21 protein-coding genes and 1 tRNA gene are annotated in these 20,577 nt (G+C 61.7%); 5 read left to right on the forward strand and 17 right to left on the reverse strand.

Translation table 11 applies throughout. The features are described 5' to 3' along the window. Positions 1-40: 40 nt before the first annotated feature. The 5 genes from PG899_RS07020 to rplU form a co-directional block, all read right to left on the reverse strand. Positions 41-116 (reverse strand) — tRNA-Ala (locus PG899_RS07020). 197 nt (positions 117-313) lie between these two features. Then, positions 314-1,276, reverse strand: a complete 963-nt coding sequence (locus PG899_RS07025) for an IS1595 family transposase (protein ID WP_077097479.1) — start codon at positions 1,274-1,276, stop codon at positions 314-316. Between the two features lie 145 nt (positions 1,277-1,421). After that, a complete protein-coding gene (gene cgtA, locus PG899_RS07030; protein WP_077097477.1) occupies positions 1,422-2,624 on the reverse strand; it encodes an Obg family GTPase CgtA in 1,203 nt (400 codons plus the stop codon). A gap of 190 nt (positions 2,625-2,814) precedes the next feature. Then, complete coding sequence (gene rpmA / locus PG899_RS07035) at positions 2,815-3,072, reverse strand: 50S ribosomal protein L27 (protein ID WP_005339028.1); 258 nt, start codon at positions 3,070-3,072, stop codon at positions 2,815-2,817. Between the two features lie 17 nt (positions 3,073-3,089). After that, on the reverse strand, positions 3,090-3,401 hold the full coding sequence (gene rplU / locus PG899_RS07040) for a 50S ribosomal protein L21 (RefSeq protein ID WP_005304210.1): 312 nt from the start codon (positions 3,399-3,401) through the stop codon (positions 3,090-3,092). Between the two features lie 242 nt (positions 3,402-3,643). On the opposite strand from rplU, the gene ispB reads away from it, so the two are divergent. Beyond that, positions 3,644-4,615, forward strand: coding sequence for an octaprenyl diphosphate synthase (gene ispB / locus PG899_RS07045; RefSeq protein WP_077097476.1), 972 nt, complete (start codon positions 3,644-3,646; stop codon positions 4,613-4,615). Positions 4,616-4,702: 87 nt separating this feature from the next. On the opposite strand, the gene PG899_RS07050 is transcribed toward ispB, so the two are convergent. The 10 genes from PG899_RS07050 to PG899_RS07095 all read right to left on the reverse strand — a co-directional run bounded on the left by PG899_RS07050 (position 4,703) and on the right by PG899_RS07095 (position 15,599). Next, positions 4,703-4,891 (reverse strand): DUF2065 domain-containing protein, encoded by a 189-nt coding sequence (locus PG899_RS07050; RefSeq protein WP_077097473.1) that lies wholly within the window; start codon positions 4,889-4,891, stop codon positions 4,703-4,705. A gap of 111 nt (positions 4,892-5,002) precedes the next feature. Further along, on the reverse strand, positions 5,003-5,887 hold the full coding sequence (gene hflC / locus PG899_RS07055) for a protease modulator HflC (RefSeq protein ID WP_011704867.1): 885 nt from the start codon (positions 5,885-5,887) through the stop codon (positions 5,003-5,005). A 3-nt stretch (positions 5,888-5,890) separates the two neighbouring features. Beyond that, complete coding sequence (gene hflK / locus PG899_RS07060; RefSeq protein WP_077097471.1) at positions 5,891-7,042, reverse strand: FtsH protease activity modulator HflK; 1,152 nt, start codon at positions 7,040-7,042, stop codon at positions 5,891-5,893. Positions 7,043-7,133: 91 nt separating this feature from the next. Next, positions 7,134-8,420, reverse strand: a complete 1,287-nt coding sequence (gene hflX, locus PG899_RS07065; RefSeq protein ID WP_011704865.1) for a ribosome rescue GTPase HflX — start codon at positions 8,418-8,420, stop codon at positions 7,134-7,136. 63 nt (positions 8,421-8,483) lie between these two features. After that, positions 8,484-8,747, reverse strand: coding sequence for an RNA chaperone Hfq (gene hfq / locus PG899_RS07070; RefSeq protein ID WP_011704864.1), 264 nt, complete (start codon positions 8,745-8,747; stop codon positions 8,484-8,486). 70 nt (positions 8,748-8,817) lie between these two features. Further along, complete coding sequence (gene miaA / locus PG899_RS07075; RefSeq protein ID WP_077097469.1) at positions 8,818-9,735, reverse strand: tRNA (adenosine(37)-N6)-dimethylallyltransferase MiaA; 918 nt, start codon at positions 9,733-9,735, stop codon at positions 8,818-8,820. Positions 9,736-9,827: 92 nt separating this feature from the next. After that, positions 9,828-11,696: a DNA mismatch repair endonuclease MutL gene (gene mutL / locus PG899_RS07080; protein WP_077097467.1), complete on the reverse strand. Its 1,869-nt coding sequence runs from the start codon at positions 11,694-11,696 to the stop codon at positions 9,828-9,830. Positions 11,697-12,049: 353 nt separating this feature from the next. Next, entirely contained in the window at positions 12,050-13,615 is a 1,566-nt protein-coding gene (locus PG899_RS07085; protein ID WP_017410300.1) for an N-acetylmuramoyl-L-alanine amidase, read from the reverse strand. Beyond that, a complete protein-coding gene (gene tsaE / locus PG899_RS07090) occupies positions 13,606-14,079 on the reverse strand; it encodes a tRNA (adenosine(37)-N6)-threonylcarbamoyltransferase complex ATPase subunit type 1 TsaE (protein WP_011704860.1) in 474 nt (157 codons plus the stop codon). Before tsaE ends, PG899_RS07085 begins: the two co-directional genes overlap by 10 nt. 8 nt (positions 14,080-14,087) lie before the next feature. Further along, a complete protein-coding gene (locus tag PG899_RS07095; RefSeq protein ID WP_077097463.1) occupies positions 14,088-15,599 on the reverse strand; it encodes a bifunctional ADP-dependent NAD(P)H-hydrate dehydratase/NAD(P)H-hydrate epimerase in 1,512 nt (503 codons plus the stop codon). A gap of 174 nt (positions 15,600-15,773) precedes the next feature. On the opposite strand from PG899_RS07095, the gene queG reads away from it, so the two are divergent. Then, positions 15,774-16,901: a tRNA epoxyqueuosine(34) reductase QueG gene (gene queG, locus PG899_RS07100; RefSeq protein ID WP_024944326.1), complete on the forward strand. Its 1,128-nt coding sequence runs from the start codon at positions 15,774-15,776 to the stop codon at positions 16,899-16,901. A gap of 90 nt (positions 16,902-16,991) precedes the next feature. Then, positions 16,992-17,750 (forward strand): polyphosphate--glucose phosphotransferase, encoded by a 759-nt coding sequence (gene ppgK / locus PG899_RS07105; protein ID WP_029303843.1) that lies wholly within the window; start codon positions 16,992-16,994, stop codon positions 17,748-17,750. A gap of 112 nt (positions 17,751-17,862) precedes the next feature. On the opposite strand, the gene PG899_RS07110 is transcribed toward ppgK, so the two are convergent. Then, complete coding sequence (locus tag PG899_RS07110; protein ID WP_041217540.1) at positions 17,863-18,318, reverse strand: hypothetical protein; 456 nt, start codon at positions 18,316-18,318, stop codon at positions 17,863-17,865. Continuing rightward, on the reverse strand, positions 18,318-18,557 hold the full coding sequence (locus PG899_RS07115) for a hypothetical protein (protein WP_161785101.1): 240 nt from the start codon (positions 18,555-18,557) through the stop codon (positions 18,318-18,320). Before PG899_RS07115 ends, PG899_RS07110 begins: the two co-directional genes overlap by 1 nt. 232 nt (positions 18,558-18,789) lie before the next feature. On the opposite strand from PG899_RS07115, the gene metN reads away from it, so the two are divergent. Next, positions 18,790-19,833 carry a methionine ABC transporter ATP-binding protein MetN gene (metN, locus tag PG899_RS07120; protein ID WP_077097457.1) on the forward strand — a complete coding sequence of 348 codons (1,044 nt, stop codon included), beginning with the start codon at positions 18,790-18,792 and terminating at the stop codon, positions 19,831-19,833. 76 nt (positions 19,834-19,909) lie between these two features. Beyond that, the gene (locus PG899_RS07125) at positions 19,910-20,563 is read left to right on the forward strand and encodes a methionine ABC transporter permease (RefSeq protein ID WP_011704854.1); all 654 of its coding nucleotides are present in this window, start codon (positions 19,910-19,912) and stop codon (positions 20,561-20,563) included. The last annotated feature ends 14 nt before the right edge of the window (positions 20,564-20,577 follow it).

The following is a 20,577-nucleotide window of genomic DNA, read 5'->3' on the forward strand; positions in this document are numbered from 1 at the left end:
ACCGCAGTGCGGTGGCCTTTTCTACTTTCGTTACGAAAGATGGTGGAGCTACGCGGGATCGAACCGCGGACCTCTTGCATGCCATGCAAGCGCTCTCCCAGCTGAGCTATAACCCCAACTCACCTCGGCGCTACCAAAGTTATCTCCGGCAACGGAGGCGCATGATAGGCACCGACCGCTTTGCTGTCAACCCAAAAATAACGCCGATTCGCGCGTTTAGTCAAAATTCAAGCAGTTAGCCGATTTAACCGGCAATGACACAGCTATCTCGCTGTTTTATGTCACAAAACAGGCCTTTGGCCAAAAACAAAGGCTATGTCCCAATTACGTGTTGCATGGGGCGCCCCAGCGCCTCATGCAAGCAACGTGAGATATTCACTTCCCGCCCATAGCGCTCCAACATCCTCCTCCAACCCAGATAATTCCTCAGATAGTGGGTCGCGACCCCATGGAACCGCTCCATCCACTCCTTCAATCGCCTGTGGTACCCGTTCACATGTTGGATGTGATATGCACCCACCACCCGCTCTCCCGCTCGATTGCGCACCACTTGGTGTGTTATCCCCAGTCCCTCGCTGAAACTCGCATACACCCCGGCACCATCGCTGCACAGGACGGCATCCGGGGCGATAAGCGGCTCAAGCACCGCCTTCACTGCCCTGGCATTCAGCTGCTCCAACTGGAAATCGGCCAGGTGGCCTGCTCGGTCTTGCACCACCATCACCGGGATGTAATCCGGTCCTGTGCCTCGGGTACGGCCTTTACCTCCACGATGGCGGGCCGGGCGGGGCAATCCGCGCTGTCCTTTGAATGACTCCAGGAAGAAGGTCTCATCGACCTCGATGATACCCTCTTCCCGTACCGCCTGGTGGCTAGCCATGGCCTTCAGGAAGCGGTGACGCCACAAAAAGGCGGTGTTTTTACCGACCCCGCAGTGGAGCGCCGCCTGCCGGACGGTCAGACCGTCGATGAGGGCCTGTGCATAGTCTTCCCAGCATTGTGGCTTGCGAAGTCGGGCGAGAGGCGTGTTAGTGAGAACGGAACTGGTGCGCAAGCACTGCTTGCAGCGATAACGGCGCAGCCCTCGAGACCAGCCCCAGGGAGCCAGCAGTGTGGCCTCAGCCTGGCAGTGAGGGCAGCATTGGCATGCGGGAAGTTGAGTGGCCAACGAGGTGATGGGGTGAGGGGTGGTGAGTTCCTGTTGCGCGAGACGACGCTGACGCAAAGTGAGTAATGGGAAGAGGGACAGTAGCTGTTGAAAGGCTTGGGTATCCATGGTGGAGGCCCTCAAGGTGATGACCTACTTCAAGGTTAGCCTTTCAACACATAACTGGGACAGAGCTATAAAAAAACCGGAGCCTGGGAAGGCTCCGGTTTCTCAGCACCGGGTGGCGGTATCACGACCGCGCACGGGATGTGGGTCAGTCACGCACATAGATGACTTCTACGCCATCATCGTCTTCGTCGTCCCACTCGTCGTCGTCCAGCGATTCATCAAACGCCTTGGAGGCGGCCAGCGCATCGGCTTCAGCCTTGGCCAGCTGGTTCTTGTGGTAGTCGTCCCACTTGAACTCCACCTTCTCGATGGCGTCTTTGGCATCTTCCGCCAGCTGACGGGGCATGGTGTCCAGCAGGTCCAGGATGTCGTAGCAGACCTTCTTGGTCCCTTCCTTGCTGATAGCAGTGATGGCGTAGACAGGGCCTTCATGATTGAGGGAGGTCTTGACGCGATCCATCACTTCCTGCGCCTCTTCTTCCAGGATCAGGTCCATCTTGTTGAACACCAGCCAGCGCGGCTTGCTCGCCAGCTCAGGGCTGTATTTTTCCAGCTCCCGGACTATGGTCACCGCATTCTCGGCCGGATCAGAACCATCGACCGGGCAGATGTCCACCAGATGGATCAGCACGCGGCAGCGCTCAAGGTGCTTGAGGAAGCGGATACCGAGGCCAGCGCCTTCGGCGGCACCTTCGATCAGACCGGGAATGTCGGCGATGACGAAGGAGCGGGAGTTCTCACCACGCACCACACCCAGGTTCGGTACCAGGGTGGTGAAGGGGTAATCGGCCACTTTCGGACGGGCCGCGGAGACGGCACGGATGAAGGTGGACTTGCCGGCGTTGGGCAGACCCAGCATGCCGACGTCGGCCAGCAGCAACAGCTCCAACTTCAGGGTGCGCACTTCACCCGGGGTACCGTTGCTCTTCTGGCGCGGAGCCCGGTTGACGGAGCTCTTGAAACGGGTGTTGCCAAGACCGTGGAAGCCGCCCTTGGCGACCAACAGCTTCTGCTCGTGGTGGGTCAGGTCACCCAGCAGTTCGCCGGTGTCTTCATCGCTGGCGCGGGTGCCGACCGGTACGCGCAGGATCCTGTCCTTGCCGCGACGGCCGGTACAGTTGGCGCTCTGGCCATTCTCGCCACGTTCGGCGGCGTGAAAACGCTCGAAACGGTAGTCGATCAGGGTGTTCAGGTTTTCATCGGCAACCAGATACACGTCGCCACCGTCACCGCCGTCACCGCCGTCCGGGCCGCCGTTCGGAATGTACTTCTCACGGCGAAAGCTCACACAACCGTTACCACCGTCACCGGCATCGACTCGAATCTGGACTTCATCAACAAACTTCATAGGTAACCGTCACCTTAATTCGAAAAACCGATACGCAATTATAGTGGTACAGACCCCTGCGGGCGATACGCATCTTGCCAAGCATGCCCTTTCAGAGCCAGGGTCAGCTGCGTGCCGTTTTTTCGTAAACTGCTGCAGAAAAACAAAAGCCCCGCCTGTTGGCGGGGCTTCGGATCCTTGCGGTCCGTAATTACTCAGCAACGATGCTAACGTACTTACGGTTCAGCGGACCTTTAACTTCGAACAGGATTTTACCAGTCGCAGTAGCGAACAGGGTGTGATCCTTGCCCAGACCAACGTTGGTACCGGCGTGGAACTTGGTGCCACGCTGACGAACGATGATGCTGCCAGCCAGAACTGTTTCGCCGCCGAAACGCTTCACGCCCAGGCGTTTAGCTTCTGAATCGCGGCCGTTGCGGGATGAACCGCCAGCTTTTTTGTGTGCCATCTATCGTACTCCTCTAATTAAGCGCTGATGCCAGTGATTTTGACTTCAGTGAACCACTGACGGTGGCCCGCTTGCTTACGGTGGTGCTTACGACGACGGAACTTGACGATAGTCACTTTCTCGCCACGGCCGTGAGCCACAACTTCAGCTACAACCTTGCCACCTTCAACGAAAGGAGCACCTACTTTAAAAGTGTCGCCTGCAGCAACCATCAGCACTTCGTTGAAGTCGATGGTAGCGCCAGTCTCAACGTTCAGCTTTTCCAGACGAACGATTTGACCTTCGGCCACACGGTGTTGTTTTCCGCCGCTTTGGAATACCGCGTACATTTGATTAACTCCGTAAAGGCGTGTCTTTTGCTCAAGGCCAGACACGCGCAAAAACCTATAACAATGGGCCGGCATTCTACGCAAATCGATTTGCTCAGGCAAGGCCAATTTAGCAAAAAGTTTATTTTGTGCGCATATCTGCCGCCGTGAACAAACGCTTAACTGTAACCCATTGTGAAATCGTGTAGAATCCCCGCCATTGCTAAAATCGCAGTCATCACTGCCGTCACGTTACGAGACTTATGGACCAACAGACTATCCGTGCGCTCTGTGCCGCCGACATGACGGCGGTCAATGAACTGATCCTGGCGAGACTCCAGTCCGATGTCAGCCTGATCAACCAGCTGGGTTTCTATATTGTCAGTGCAGGCGGGAAACGGATGCGCCCCATGCTGACCGTCATGGCCGCCCGCGCACTGGGATACGAAGGTGAAGATCACCTGAAACTGGCTGCCATCATCGAATTCATTCATACCTCCACCCTGCTGCACGACGACGTGGTCGACGAATCCGACCTGCGTCGCGGCCGGGAAACCGCCAACGCCCTGTTCGGCAATGCCGCCAGCGTGCTGGTGGGCGACTACCTCTACAGCCGCTCCTTCCAGATGATGAGCGAGCTCTCCAACCTGCGGGTGATGGAGATCCTCTCCGATGCCACCAATACCATCGCCGAAGGGGAAGTGTTGCAGCTGATGAACTGCAACGATCCGGATACCACCGAAGAGAGCTACATGACGGTCATCTACTGCAAGACCGCCAAGCTGTTCGAGGCGGCCACCCGACTCGCTGCCGTGCTGACCCATCAGGCCGCGCCCGTCGAGCAGGCCATGACCGACTATGGCAAGTATCTGGGCACCGCCTTCCAGATCATTGACGACGTGATGGACTACTGCTCCCAGAGCGACGAGATGGGCAAGAACGTCGGCGATGATCTGGCCGAAGGCAAACCCACCCTGCCGCTGCTGCGAGCCATGGAAGTGGGTAGCCCGGAAGAGCGCCAACTGGTGCGCGATGCCATCGAGCACCGCAACGGCATGGAACACCTCGACCGGATCCTGGCCATCCTCGACCGTACCGGCGCCCTGGAATACTCCCGCATGCGGGCTCGGGAAGAGGCCGACAAAGCCATCGCGGCCCTCGCCATCCTGCCGGACTCTCAGCACAAACAGGCATTGGCAACACTGGCCCACATGGCGGTGCAGCGCAGCGCCTGATGCCAGTCGCCAGACAATAAAAAAGAGGCCAAAGGGCCTCTTTTTTATTGTCTGGCAAACACAGTCTGGCTCACTCAGCACCATCCTCTAACGTACCAGCGCCCACAGAATAACGGCCCCGGCCACCACCAGACAGCCGCCGATGCGGCGCAGTTGCTCGGTGGGCTGCTCGCTCAGCAGCCGTAGCATCTGTTGCCAGGCGCGCGGCATCAGCAGCGGTCCCAGCCCCTCGAACAGCAACAGTAAGCCCAGCCCCATCAAGATGGATGTCAGCATCACCTCTCCTCTCAACCACTACGTCCACAAGCTGCCGGAACACCTGCAAGCCCCCGACCGCCAAACAAAAGGGCCTGAATCATCAGGCCCTTGGGTATCATTGCGACTCGCTTACTGCTTGCTGCCGTGCGGCGACTTGAGGTAGCGGAAGAACTCGCTGTCCGGCTTGAGGACCATCAGGTCATTGCCACCGGCGAAGCTCTTGCGATAGGCCTCCATGCTGCGCACGAAGCTGAAAAACTCGGGGTCTTTCTTGTAGCTGTCGGCATAGATCTTGGCGGCCTCGGCATCCCCTTCACCACGCAGCTGACGGGCGTTACTCTCGGCATCGGCGATCATCACGGTCACCTTGCGGTCGATGTCGGCGCGCAGGATCTCGGCCTGCTCGCGACCCTGGGAGCGATGCTCACGGGCTACCGCAGTCCGCTCGGCACGCATCCGCTGATAGATGGAGCTGGAGACTTCCACCGGCAGGTTGATCTGCTTGATACGCACATCCACCACCTTGATGCCGAGCTCGGAGGAGCGCGCCATCTTCATCAGGGCATCTTCCATCACGGTACTGCGCTCACCGGAGACGATGTCCTTGATGGTACGGTTACCGATCTCGGAACGCAGACCGTTGTTGATCTTGCGCTTGAGCAAGTCTTCGGCCTGGATCTTGTTGCCACCACCGGTCGCCAGGTAGTACTTGGAGAAGTCCTCGATCTTCCACTTCACGTAGGAGTCGATGATGAGGTCTTTCTTCTCGGACGTAACGAAGCGATCCGCCTGGCCTTCCAGGGTCTGGATGCGGGCATCCATCTTGCGTACCTGGTCGATGAGCGGCACTTTGAAGTGCAGGCCCGGCTCGTACAGGCGCGGCTCACCGGAGTCGACCCGCTTCACCTTGCCGAACTGCACCACGATGCCCTTCTGACCTTCATCGACGATGAAGACCGATGAGAAGCAGACCATGGCGGCCACAGCGATGACACCAATAGCTATCTTTTTCATCTATTAGTTTCTCCCTGAGCTGAAACGGTCGCCGCTACGCAGCGGAGTCGGAGTGGAGTTGGCCCCTTCGTTGGACGGCGGGGTCTGTTCCACCACCGGCGCACCTGCCGGACGGGTCGGTTGCACTGCGGTCGCCTTGCCGGAAAGCTTGTCGAGCGGCAGATAGATCATGCTGTTATTGCCAGCCGGCATGTCGACCACCACCTTGTTGGCCTGCTGATACAGCTCTTCCATGGTCTCCAGGTAGATACGATCGCGGGTCAGCTCGGGCGCAGCCTGATACTGGGGCAGCAACTCGTTGAAGCGAGCGACTTCACCCTTGGCCTTCAGCACAATCTGGGACTTGTAGGCTTCGGCCTCCTGCTCCAGACGCTTGACCTGGCCACGGGCCTTCGGTTCCACTTCACGGGCATAGGCTTCGGCTTCACGAATGAAGCGCTGTTCATCTTCCTGGGCGGAGATGGCGTCATCGAAGGCGTCTTTCACCTCTTCCGGCGGACGTGCCGGCAGGAAGTTGACGTCGACGATCTGCAGACCCATGTGATAAGGCTCGATGATGCTGTCGATCACCTGCCAGGTCTCCTGGCGCACCTTCTCACGACCGGTGGTCAGCACGTCATCCATCCGGGTGTGGCCCACCACGTAACGCAGGGCGCTGTCGGTGGCCTGGCTCAGACTCTCGTCGGCATTGGTCACGCTGAACAGATACTGCTCCGGGTCGACCACGCGATACTGCACGTCCATCTCGACCCGCACCACGTTCTCGTCCTGGGTCAGCATGAAGCCGGAAGCCGGCAGGGAGCGGACCGATTCCACGTCCACCGGGATCACCCGGTCGATGAAGGTCGGCTTCCAGCGCAGGCCGGGATCCACGTTGTGGGAGTATTCGCCAAAGCGCAGCACCACGCCCCGCTCGGCTTCACGAATGGTATAGAAGCCGCTGACGACCCACACCACTACCGCCACCACCAGAGCGATGGAGAGGCCAAACTTGCCTACATCGCCACCACCAGACTTGCCGCCACCGAGCAGACCACCAAAACGGCGGCTCACCTTGCGCAGCATCTCGTCCAAATCAGGGGGTCCCTGATTCTTGCCGTTGTTCCCCCAGGGGTCACGGTCTTTGCCGTTGTTACCAGGCTCATTCCAAGCCATCAGCGTCTCCATTAATACATGCGGATGGATATCATCTCTATCGGGCCATCAACCGTTGATGAAGCCAGCAAACATTCATCTCATCGACGAATCAATGCCTGATAAAGCGTTGTAAACTCTCACCTTCTTGTTTCATGAGGCGGTTCCAGTCAGCCAGTTGCAGGCGGACTTCCAACACAAAATCCCCCTCCTCGCTGAAACCTTCCTGCTCGATGCCCTTGAGGCGATAGAGCGCACTGCGCAATCTGGCGGCCGAAGGCGGCAACTGCAGGGTGTGGTGCACCATGGATCCGGCCAGCAATTCAGTCAGGGCCGTAAACAGGTCTGCACATCCTTCCCCGGTCTGGGCTGACAGCCAGACCCGCACCGGGCGCCCCTCTTCGTCACGCTCCAGCCCGACCGGATGTTCACCCAGCTTGTCGATCTTGTTGCAGATCATCAGCTGGGGTCGGTCATCGGCTTCGATCTCGGCCAGCACCTGCTGCACCGACTCGATATTTTCCTGCATCTGCTCATCGGCACAGTCCACCACGTGCAGCAGCAGGTCCGCTTCGCGGGTCTCCTGCAGCGTCGCCTTGAAGGCCGCGACCAGATCATGGGGCAAGTGTCGAATAAATCCAACTGTATCCGCCAGAATCACATCACCCACATCCTGGATCACCAATTTGCGCAGGGTCGGATCCAGGGTTGCGAACAATTGGTCGGCAGCATACACGCTGGCAGCTGTAAGTTGGTTGAACAAAGTGGACTTTCCGGCGTTGGTGTAACCCACCAGAGAAACGGTCGGCACCTCGTTGCGGTTGCGGGCACGGCGCCCCTGCTCCCGCTGTTTGGCCACCTTGTCGAGCCGACGCAAAATCGCCTTGATGCGCTCACGCAACAGGCGACGGTCGGTTTCCAGCTGAGTTTCACCCGGGCCGCGCAGGCCGATCCCGCCCTTCTGACGTTCAAGGTGGGTCCAGCCTCGCACCAGGCGAGTAGAAAGATGGCGTAACTGGGCCAGTTCGACCTGCAACTTGCCTTCGTGGGTACGGGCGCGCTGGGCAAAGATATCGAGGATCAGGCCGGTCCTGTCCACTACCCGGCACTGGAACAGACGCTCCAGGTTGCGCTCCTGGGCAGGGGTCAGGGCATGGTTGAAGATGACGACGTCGGCATCCAGCATCTGGACCTGGGACGCTATCTCTTCAGCCTTGCCGCTGCCGACAAAAAATTTGGCGCTGGGCGCACTGCGGCTGGTGGTGATCACCCCCAGCGCATTGACCCCGGCCGAGCTCACCAGCATCTTGAGCTCTTCCAGATCCTCCCGCTCACCCTCATCACTGAAGTTGACATGTACCAGAACGGCCTGTTCGCCGGCTTCATAACGGTCAAACAAGCGCTTGCTCCTTGACAGGAATCATGATGAATCTGGGTTGACGAGTCGCCTCGTCCTGGGATATCACGCCTCGGCTTCACCCTGCTCTTCGCCAGCCGCGCCCGGCGCATGCTGGTGGTGGTTGACGGCACGGGCCGGCACCACGGTAGAGATGGCGTGCTTGTAGACCATCTGGCTCACGGTGTTCTTCAGCAAAATGACAAACTGGTCAAACGATTCGATCTGACCCTGCAGTTTGATGCCGTTCACCAAATAGATAGAAACAGGAATCCGCTCACGGCGCAGCGCATTCAAAAACGGGTCTTGGAGAGATTGCCCCTTAGCCATCTTCTTTTCCTTATAGTTTGTTGTTTTTAAACACCGGATATCAATATAACAACCTGATTATACAGGAGTGTCAAGCCACTCCGGCACGGGCGACGACCCTTACCAGATTGCCAGACTCACCAGATTCCAACCAGGTCACATCAGACCAACCGCGCAACCAGGTCATTTGACGCTTGGCCAACTGGCGGGTGGCAACAATTCCGCGATAGCGCATCTCATCATACTCCACTTCCCCCGCCAGGTAGTCCCACATTTGGCGGTATCCCACGCAGCGGATGGAGGGAAGATCCGGGGTGAGATCGCCCCGTTGGTAGAGCGCCCTGACTTCCTGTTCAAAGCCGCCCTGCAGCATCTTGTCAAAGCGCAGCTCGATGCGCTGGTGCAGCACGGCGCGATCGCTCGGTGCGATGGCAAACTGCAGCACCCGATAGGGCAGCCCCTCCCCCTGCACCAGAGTCAGCTCGGTGAGCGTCTTGCCGCTGATGCGGTAGACTTCGAGCGCCCGGCTGAGCCGCTGCGGGTCATTGGGATGGATGCGGGCACCGGCCACCGGGTCGATGCGCACCAGTTCATCGTGCAGAGCCTGCCAGCCAAGGCGAGCCGCCTCTTCCTCGATGCCGGCCCGAATGACGGGGTCGGCGGAGGGCAGCGGAGAGAGCCCCTCCAGCAGCGCCTTGAAATAGAGCATGGTGCCGCCCACCAGCAGCGGAATCCGGCCGCGGTCGGCAATCTCTTTCATCTCCCGCAGCGCATCCTTGCAAAAATCGGCCGCCGAATAGCTCACGGCGGGGTCCAGGATGTCGATCAGCCGGTGCGGGGCTCGTGCCAGTTCATCGGCGGTCGGCTTGGCGGTGCCGATATCCATGCCGCGATAAATGAGCGCGGAATCCACGCTGATGATGTCGCAGGGCAGCGCCTGGCACAGTTCGATGGCGAGATCCGTCTTGCCGGAGGCCGTCGGCCCCATCAGAAAAATTGCAGTCGGCAAGTCAGCCACGTGAAAAACTCCCCTTGCATGGTTGCCGCCCGTGCGGCGCACCTGCAAAAAACTGGTTTATGGGTTCAAGAGGGGCATTCCCCTCAATGGCCATCGGCGAACTCGGCCAGCACGCTCGCCAGCGCCAGCGGGCGCACCATGCGAACGTCTGCCAGTTGGTCACTGAAATCGGCAACAAGTTCCGTCAACAGGCGGTTGGCCGTGGCAAAATCGTATACTTTTTCGCGACTTATCCCCTGCTCCACCAGCCATTGGCATAGTACTTCAGCCTGCTGGCCGGCATCACTGTCAGATCCGCTCTCGATCAGTTGCAACAATTCGGGTAATAAGCGCACCAGATCGGTCTGGCGCAGCAACGCCGGTACCCGAGTCAGGATCATGGTGTCGCGCCCGCCGCTTTTCAACTCCAGCCCCATCCGTTTGAGCAAACGATCCTGCTGTTCGACCAGCGCGACCAGATTTTTCGGCAGCTTGAAGGAGACCGGCAGCAGCAGTGGCTGGGCCGCCAGCCCCTGACCCCAGGTTTCCAGCAGCCAGTGGCGCAGCAGCAAGCGCTCGGCCCGCACCAGCGACAGCAGGGCCAGCCGGTTGTCTCGCTCCAGCAGCAGATAGGCCTGTTCCACCAGAGTCAATGCCCGCCACGTCCCCGCTTTGGCGGGCACGACAGCGGCAACAGGCGCGGTTTCAGCCTCTGCCAGCGGCGTACCCTGCACCGCCGGCAGGGTGGTGAGCAGCGATCCCATGCCGCGCATCGCCTCCCGGCTGGGGGGCTCGGGCGGCTGGTAGTTGCCGGCCCGCCCGGTACTGCTGCCTTCCCGCACTTCCCGGGCCGGCGCCCGGTAGCTGTGCTCGGCGCCATACCACTCGGCTCTGGGGGCCTGGCCCGGGTACTCGATGGGGGCACTGACCGGCAGCTCGACCAGGGTCTCGGCCAGGGGCTCGTCGCTGGCCGCCCCTGGTTGGCGCAGGGCAGTAAACAGCGCCTGGAAGATGAAGTCGTGGATGAGCCGTGCCTGATGAAAGCGCACCTCGTGCTTGGCCGGATGGACGTTGACGTCCACCTGGCGCGGATCCAGCTCGATGTAGAGCACGTAGGCCGCGAACCGGTCGGCCGGCAGCAGCTCGTCATAGGCCTGGCGGATGGCATGATTGATGAGCTTGTCGCGCATCATGCGGCCGTTGACATAGGTGTATTGCAAATCGTTCTGCGGCCTGGCGCCCTCCGGGGTCGCCAGCCAGCCCCACAGCCGCACGTCGCTGTGCTCGCTCTCCACCGCCAGCGCGTGGTGCATGAAGGGAGAGCCGCACACCGCGGCGAGCCGGCGCTCCTGCTCCGCCACCGTATTGGCGGCCTTGTACTGGCGCACCACCTTGCCGTTGTGGCGCAGGATCAGGGTGACGTCGAAGCGGGAGAGCGCGATGCGGCGCACCAGCTCGTCGATGTGGGCAAACTCGGTCTTTTCGCTGCGCATGAACTTGCGCCGTGCCGGAGTGTTGAAGAAGAGATCCACCACCTCTACTGTGGTGCCCACCGGGTGGGCTGCCGGCTTGACGGTGACGCTCATCTCGCGCCCCTCGGCCTGCGCCTGCCAGGCCTCACTCTGCTCCGCAGTGCGGGAGGTGAAGGTGAGCCGGGAGACCGAACTGATGGAGGCGAGCGCCTCGCCGCGAAAGCCCAGGCTGTTGATCCCTTCCAGATCGTCGAGGGTCGCCACCTTGGAGGTGGCGTGGCGCGACAGTGCCAGCACCAGCTCATCCTTGGCGACACCACCGCCGTTGTCGCGAATGCGAATGAGCTTGGAGCCGCCCTTGTCGATATCTATTTCGACCCGGTCGGCGCCCGCATCCAGGCTGTTTTCCACCAGCTCCTTGACCACGGAGGAGGGCCGCTCAACCACCTCACCGGCAGCAATCTGGTTGGCCAGAATCGGCGGCAATATACGGATTGGCATCGCTTACTCCTGCTGGTTGAACGGGGTGGCTGTGGCAATCGCCCCGGATGAGAACCGTGCCGCCGCATCACAGCCCACGCTCGTCTGGCTGGCCAGAACAGGGGACAAGGTTCGGATTGGCATCGCTTACTCCTGCTGGTTGAACGGGGTGGCTGTGGCCACCGCCCCGGATGAGAGCCACGCCGCCGTATCACAGCCCACGCTCGTCTGGCTGGCCAGCACAGGGGACAAGTTACGGATCGGCATCGCTGACTCCTGATGGTTGAAGGCGCGGGTAATCGGCGGGGCTCGATGACGGTTCACCGGGCCCGCCCCTGCCACCGGCAGGGACGAGCCCGGCGTCTCATACAGCGCTATTTTTGCGGAATATAGAGCACCTGCCCTATCTGGATGTCCCGCGACTTGAGCTTGTTGATCTCCACCAGCCGCGCCTGGCTGACCCCGTATTTCTCGGCGAGCCGGGAGAGGCTCTGCCCGCGGGTGACCACATGACGGAGCATGTTGGCCTTGTCGTTGCTCTGCACGCTGGCGACCGGAGCACTCGGCTCCTTGGCTGCCACCACGTAGGGCTTGATCACCCCGGCGCCGGACGAGGATCCGCCGACGCTGCTGACCGGCGCCCCGCCATCGCTGCTGCGATTCGGCTCGGTGGCCGGCATCCGGTTGGTCACCACCTGCTGTACCGGTTGCGCCGCCGGCTTGCTCACGGCGACCGGCTTGCTGGCAGGGGCGGGTCGGCTGACTGCCGCCTGCTTGTTGCTGCCCTGCCCCTTGCCGGTGAGCATGGCCCCCTTGGTCGGATGGGCCCGGTAATAGTTGCGGATCCCCTCGAAGATGGCGCGGGCCAGCTGATCCTGATAGCTGGCGGTGGCCAGCAACTGCTCTTCGGCGTGGTTGGAGATAAAGCCCGTCTCCACCAGCACGGAGGGGATATCCGGCGCCTTCAGCACCGCCAGACTGGCGTGCTCCGGTGCCTTCTTGTGCAACCTGGCCACCCTGCCCAGCGAGCGCAGGATCTGGCGGCTGACGTCATAGCCCTCGGCACGGGACTTGTCCATGGAGAGGTCGAGGAAGGTCTGCGCCAGATAGGGGTTCGGGTCCGATTCGGCCAACACCTTGCCGACGCCCCCCAGCAGCTCGCCCTGCTTCTCCTGTTTCTCCAGCCAGCTGCCCATCTCGCGGTTGGCGCGGTTGGTCGACAGTACCCAGACGGAGGCACCGCGCGGGGTCGAGTTGTGGAAGCTGTCGGCGTGCACCGACACCAGCAGGTCGGCCTTGGCCTTGCGGGCAATCTCGGAGCGCTTGTTTAGATCGACGAAATAGTCGCCGCGCCGGGTCAGCACGGCACGCATGCCGGGCTCGCGGTCGATGAGGGCGGCCAGCTTCTGGGAAACCGCCAGGGTTACCCGCTTCTCGTAGGTGCGACGCGGGCCGATGGAGCCAGGGTCTTCGCCGCCGTGGCCTGGGTCGATGGCGATCACCACCCCCTTGCCCTTGCCCCCCACCGGCGTGGCTTGCACCGCGGCGGAGGCCTTCTCTTCGTACGGCAGGTCGATCACCAGACGGTGGCCATAGGGTCCCGCCGGTGCCAGCGGGAACACCACCGGCTTAATGGTGGAGCTGAGATCCAGCACCAGCCGCAGACCGCCCTTCTCCAGCGGCGAGCTCTCGCGGATCTTGCGCACCAGCTCGCTCTTGTTCTCGATGCGGGCCAGATTGGTGACGTTGCTCGCCCCTTTCAGGTCGATGACCAGCCGGTCGGGGCCGGTCAGGGTGAAGTAGTTGTAATTGGGGGCGCTGCTCATGTCGAGCACCACCCGGGTGTTGTCCGGCGACGGCCACACCCGCACGCTCTTGAGCTGATTCGCCCAGGAGGGTAAGGCCAGCAGGGAGAGGGCAATAACAAGGATCAAGCGCACGTAGATGACAACCGTTCCAGAATGGCTTCGCCAATAGCGGTGCGGGCCTCTATCAGGACCTCGCGCTGCTCGTTTGCATAACTCAGGGTAATGTCGAGATCGGGAGCAGGCAGCCAGCCTTCCCCTTTCTCCGGCCACTCCACCAGACAGAGGGTATTGGCGCCGAAGTAGTCACGGATCCCCATGAACTCCAGCTCCTCCGGGTCGGCCAATCGATAGAGATCGAAGTGGTAGAGCTGCCAGTCGGCCAGCTCATAGGGCTCGACCAGGGTATAGGTCGGGCTCTTGACCTTGCCCTCATGCCCCAGCCCCTGTACCCAGCCCCGGGTCAGGGTGGTTTTGCCGGCCCCGAGAGAGCCGTGCAAGAACACCGTGGTTGCCTGCTGGCAGGCGTGGGCCAGTCGGCCACCCAGTGCCACTGTTGCTGCCTCGTCCGGCAGTGTCATCATCAACTGTTTTGCCATGTTCTTCTTTAGCTTGTTATGGTGTCGGGATTTACCAGTCGACGGATAAAGGGCAGCAGGTCCGATGCCAGCATGCCCCGCTCTCCGTCTGCAGCGGCCAGATCGGCCGCTTCCCCGTGGATCACGGCGCCCAGTCGGGTTGCCTCGGCGGCAGACCAGCCCTGGGCCAAAAGGGCGGCGATTATACCAGATAACAGGTCGCCCATGCCGCCACTGGCCATGCCGGGATTGCCCTCGTCGCAGAGCGCCATCCCCTTGCCATCGTGGATCAGCGTCCCCGCCCCCTTGAGCAGCACCACACCGCCGAAACGCTGCTGCAGACGCTGCACCGCGGCAAAACGATCCGCGGCAATCTCGGCAATGGTGCAGCCCAGCAGGCGGGCTGCCTCGCCCGGATGGGGCGTGAGCACCCAATTATCCTGATGACGGGGACATTGCGCCAGCCAATTCAATCCATCGGCATCCAATACCAGCGGCACCTGCTCGTTAACAAAAGACTCAAAATGGCACAGCCCCCACTCATCCTGCCCCAGGCCGGGTCCCACCACCCGCACCGAGGCCCAGCTCTCCTCGCCCCCGCCCTGACTGCCCATCAATTCGGCCTGGTAGAGGCTGGCGGGCAGATGGTCAGGATGCTGGCACACCCGCACCAGACCGGCGCCGGCCCGCAGGCAGGCACGAGCGGCCAGCACGATGGCCCCCTGCATCCCCACATTGCCCCCCACCAGCAGCACCTTGCCGTGGGAGCCCTTGTGGGACGAGCGCTGGCGCGGGGTCAGTCGGGGGTGCAGGGAGGGATAATCGATGCGCTCGGCCGCCACCTGCCACCCGGGCGGGACGCTGACGCCGAGGGGGTCGCAGTCGAGGTGACCGACGCAGTCCACTCCGTCGGCGGTGAGCATCCCCTGCTTGATGCCGATGAAGGTGAGGGTGCGGCTGGCGTGCACCACGGCCCCCATGGCGCAGCCGGTGTCAGCATTGAGGCCGGAGGGGAGATCCACCGATAGTACGGGCACCTGCAAGCCATTGATTGTTGCGACGATCTTTGTCATAAGCGGTGACAGCCGGGTATGGACACCGGTGCCGAGCAGTGCGTCGACCACCAAGTCCGGCGCCGGCAGCCGGTCGAGCTCGCCCACCTCGGCCGCCACCACTGCGCCCCCCGTCGCCAGCCACTCGTCGGCGGCCCGCCTGGCGTCCCCCGTCAGCTCGGCGGGATCCCTCAGTGCTATCACCTGGGGCTCCAGCCCCAACTGCCTCGCAAGGCGGGCCAATACATAGCCGTCGCCACCGTTGTTGCCGGGGCCGGTGAAGATCCACCAGCATCGGCTGTGCGGCCAATGGTGGGTGGCGTAGGTGCGCAGTGCCGCCCCGGCCCGCTCCATCAGGGTATAGAGTGCCAGCCCCTCGCGCTCGGCCCACTCCCGCTCCAGGGCACGGATCTGTTCAGCCCGCCACAGTGATTGTGGTAAACTGCGCACCTCTTTCCCGCTGATAGCATCCCCGATGATCTGTACCATGACGGCTCCTGGCTCTCATCCATTCATCCGGGCCAGCTGGCACCGGGCACATGATGCAGTATGACGGCAACCGCCATGCCCGTCGGTCAACCTTGGCAACAAGACCCCAGAGATGCGATACAGCATGACAGTACACCTCCATCCCGGTCAGCACCCGGGCAGGCAGACGGCCCCATGACCACCACCGAACTCCATCAACTGGCCCAAGATATCAAGCTCTGGGCGAGCGAGCTAGGATTCGACCAGGCCGGTATCACCGACACGGATCTCACCCTCGAGGAGCCCAGGCTGCAGGCCTGGCTCGATGCGGGCCATCACGGCAGCATGGATTACATGGCACGCCACGGCATGATGCGGGCCCGCCCCCACGAGCTGCTGCCGGGCACCTTGCGGGTGCTGTCGGTGCGGATGAACTATCTGCCGTTCGAGGCGGGCTTCGCCGCCACCCTGCGCGATCCCACCCTCGGCTACATCAGCCGCTATGCCCTCGGTCGCGACTACCACAAGCTGCTGCGCAACCGGCTCAAGCAGTTGGGGGAGCGCATCGAGCAGCGCTGCGAGGCGCTGGGCTGGCGCCCCTTTGTCGACTCGGCCCCCATTCTGGAGCGGCCGCTGGCGGCCAAGGCAGGCCTCGGCTGGGTAGGCAAGCACTCGCTGCTGCTCAACGAGTCGGCGGGCTCCTTCTTCTTTCTGGGGGAGCTGCTGCTCAGCCTGCCGCTGCCGCTGGATGCGCCGGTGGAGAAAGAGCAGTGCGGCAAGTGCGTGGCCTGCATCAACATCTGCCCCACCGGCGCTATCATAGCCCCCTACGTGGTGGACGGTCGTCGCTGCATCTCCTATCTCACCATCGAGAACGACGGCCCCATCCCCGAAGAGTTCCGGCCGCTGATGGGCAACCGCATCTATGGCTGTGACGACTGCCAGCTCATCTGCCCCTGGAACCGCTATGCCAACGCCAGCCCGGAGCCCGACTTCAGCCCGCGCCCCAATCTGCATCGCCCACCGCTGTTGACCTTGTGGGGCTGGAGCGAGAGCGAGTTTCTCAAGCACACCGAAGGCAGCCCCATCCGCCGCATCGGCTATCAGCGCTGGCGCCGCAACCTGGCGGTGGCCCTTGGCAACGGCCCGGCCAGCCCGCAGGTCATGACGGCCCTGCAGCAGGCGCTGGCAGCAGCCGAGCCCATGGTGGCCGAACATATCGAATGGGCGCTGGCCACCCTGGCCAAACGCCAGCAGGATGACAACAAAAAGACGCGCTTGCTGATCCGCTGCATCGAAAAAGGTCTGCCGGATCACGCATAGACGATCTGCCCCTTGCCGGATCGAAGCCATTTTTTCATGCTCTGCCGACGGTCGACGGTCGATCGTCGGCACTATAAAAGGAACAAGCTGATGCAGATGTTGGGAGTGGATATCGGTGGCTCGGGGATCAAGGGATGCCTGGTCGACACCGCAACGGGCGAGCTGATTGGCGAACGTCACCGACTGGTGACGCCGCAGCCGGCCACCCCGGCCGCCGTGGCTCATACCCTCAAGGCGCTGGTGGAACACTTCGACTGGAAAGGCCCGGTGGGCTGCGGCTTTCCCGCCACCATCCACAACGGCATCGCCAAGAGCGCGGCCAACATCGACAAGAGCTGGATTGAGACCGACGTCGCCCACCTGTTCGCCGACGTGACCGGCCAACCCTGCCATGTGCTGAACGACGCCGATGCGGCCGGCCTGGCCGAGATGCGCTTCGGGACCGGCAAGGATCGCAGCAAGGGGGTCATCATCCTCATCACGGTCGGCACCGGCATCGGCACCGCCATATTCGTCAACGGTCAGCTGCTGCCCAACACCGAACTGGGTCATCTGATGCTGGAAGGCATGGTGGCGGAGCACTACTGCTCGGACGCGGTGCGCAAGCGCGAGGATCTCTCCTGGGGCCGCTGGGGCAAGCGCTTCAACAAGTACCTGGCTCGCCTCGAGTTTCTGTTCTCCCCCGACCTCTTCATTCTGGGCGGCGGCAGCGCTGCCAAGCTCGACAAGTTCATCGACAAGATTGAGACCCGGGCCCCGCTGGTGGCGGCTGCCAACCTCAATCAGGCCGGCATCATAGGCGCCGCCCTGCACGCCGCCGAGCTGACCGCCGCCCGCCAGTCGGCATGATGCCGTCGTGAACAAACAGCAGAGGCCCGGCATTGCCGGGCCTCTGCTGTTTTCAGCGCCCGTTTTTCACCCTACTTGTCACCCGGGGACATGTCGCCCGGCCAGCTATTTCCTATAAGTCGTCGAGCCGATGGGCGCCGTGCACCAAGCGGGTCAGGCGGGTCTGCTCCTGCTCGGCCAGGCCGCCGAGCAGCCGCACCGTCTCCTCGGTCGGACACTCCCGGGCCAGGTGGCTGAGCTCGCCGATGAGCTTCTCCTCCTGACGGCACACCAGCTGCACTATGTCCTGGGTCTGGGCCGTGGCGGGCAGGCTCAGGCGCCGGATCCCGGGCAGCAGATCCTCGCTGAAGCCTCGCTCCAGCCAGGTCTCCTTCACCCCTTCGCCAAGTTCACTCAGGTAGTCATCCAGCTGGCTCTTTGCCGCCTCCTCGCGCTGCTGCAGATAGGCCAGCAGCAGCCGGCTGCGCTCGCCATCCACCTGAGTCATGAGACGCCCGTAACCGAGTCCAAGCTGGTGATGCACCTGCTCCAGATAGAGCAGCAAGTCTTTGATTTGTTGAAATCGCATCAGGTTGCCCTCCTGTATATCGTGCCCTTTAAGTATAAAAAACAGGCAATTGCAATCCAAGCCAAAGCGCGGCCCTTGTTGTGCTGCATCAAGCCAGTGGCCAAGAAAGCAGCGATCGATACAAAGTGGAATGATTTGTGCCAACCCGGAGGCAATAAAAGGATGAGCAGGTGAATCCGGTTGGTGGCTAATAAAGGAGGTTGTAAGCGGATATTTACCATGTGATATTCGGCAATCATGCCATAGCACCAAATACAATATTGATGTGAGCGAGATCACCGTCGGCGTTAGTCGGCAGGCGGGAATCCTTAGCACTTTTTTAGACGTCTAGATGTATAAACATGCGTTGACACGGCCATCCAGACATCTTAGCATCATCCTCCATGATGGCAGAGCAACCCAGTGAAACCTCTGCCCAATTCACCCGCCTGTAGCGCCCTGTGCTTTAAGGCTGTTAGCACGGAAGAATCCATGATTAAGTTGATCGGTCTCAACAAAGTCTACGGTAAAGGCAGTGATGCCGTGCACGCCCTGCGTGACGTGAGCCTGCATGTGCCACAAGGCAAAATTTTCGGGGTGATCGGCGCCTCCGGTGCCGGCAAGAGCACCCTCATCCGCTGCGTCAACCTGCTGGAGCGCCCGACGGAAGGTCAGGTCATCGTCGACGGCCAGGATCTGGTCGCCCTGAGCGAACGGGATCTGACCCAGGCCCGCCGCCAGATCGGGATGATTTTCCAGCACTTCAACCTGCTCGCCTCCCGCACCGTCTCCGCCAACATCGCCTTCCCGCTGGAGCTGGCGGGCTGGAGCAAAGAGAGGATCCAGCAACGGGTCGAAGAGCTGCTGGCGCTGGTCGGGCTGGAAGCCCGTGCCCAGGCCTATCCGTCCGAGCTCTCCGGTGGCCAGAAACAGCGGGTCGCCATCGCCCGGGCGCTGGCACCGGCCCCCAAGGTACTGCTGTGCGACGAGGCCACCTCGGCCCTCGACCCGCAGACCACCCGCTCGATCCTGACCCTGCTCAAGGAGATCAACGTCAAGCTGGGGCTCACCATCCTGCTCATCACCCACGAGATGGACGTGGTGAAGGGGATCTGTGACGAAGTGGCCATCATCAGCGACGGCCGGCTGATCGAACAGGGTGAAGTGGCCTGGTTCTTCAGCAATGCCAAGACCCAGCTGGCGCGAGATTTCATCCACTCCACCATCCATCTGGAGGTACCGCAGGAGTATCAGGATCGGATGAGTGCGGAGCGGGTCCCCGGCAGCTATCCACTGGTGAAGCTCGGCTTTACCGGCAGCACGGTCGACACGCCGCTCATCTCCGAGGCGAGCCGCCGTTTCAACATCGACATCAGCATCCTGAGCGCCGACATCGAATACGCCGGGGGCGTCAAATTCGGCTTCCTGCTGGCAGAACTGTTCGGGGATGAAGCCCAGTGCGAGGCGACCCAGCAGTTCCTCATCGACAACCATATTCAGCTGGAGGTAATGGGTTATGTCCGCAGCAATGACTGACCTGCTCATCACTGCCCTCAAGGGCTGCCAGACGCAGTCCCTGATCACAATCGCATTCAGCTGGAGGTAATGGGTTATGTCCGAAGCCATGATTAATCTGCTGTTCACGGCCCTGGGCGACACCCTCATCATGGTGTTTGCCTCCGCCCTGTTCGGCTGCCTGCTCGGTCTGCCGCTCGGTGTGGCGCTGCACGTGACCAAGGCTGGCCAGATCCTGGCCAACCCGCTGCTCAACCGCACCCTGGGCATGGTGGTCAACGTGGGTCGCTCGGTGCCCTTCATCATCCTGCTGGTCGCCATCATCCCGCTGACCCGGCTGATCGTCGGCACCAGCATCGGCACCATCGCCGCCATCGTGCCGCTGACCGTCGGCTGCATTCCCTTCATCGCCCGTCTGGTGGAAGGGGCCCTGATGGAGGTGCCGGACGGCCTGCTGGAAGCGGCCAAGGCCATGGGCGCCAAGCCCCTGCAAATAATCACCAAGGTGCTGCTGCCCGAGGCCCTGCCCGGCATCCTCAACAGCGTCACCATCACCCTCGTCACGCTGGTGAACTACTCCGCCATGGCCGGTGCCATCGGGGGCGGTGGTCTGGGCGATGTGGGTATTCGTTACGGCTATCAGCGCTTCGACCCGACCGTCATGCTGGTGACCGTGGTTATTCTGGTCGTACTGGTTCAACTCATCCAGAGCGCGGGTGAGCGCCTGGTCAACAAATGTGATCATCGTTAATCGTCGATTTCTGA

The organism is Aeromonas sp. QDB39, assembly GCF_027707585.1.
Taxonomy (GTDB): Bacteria; Pseudomonadota; Gammaproteobacteria; order Enterobacterales; family Aeromonadaceae; genus Aeromonas; species Aeromonas hydrophila.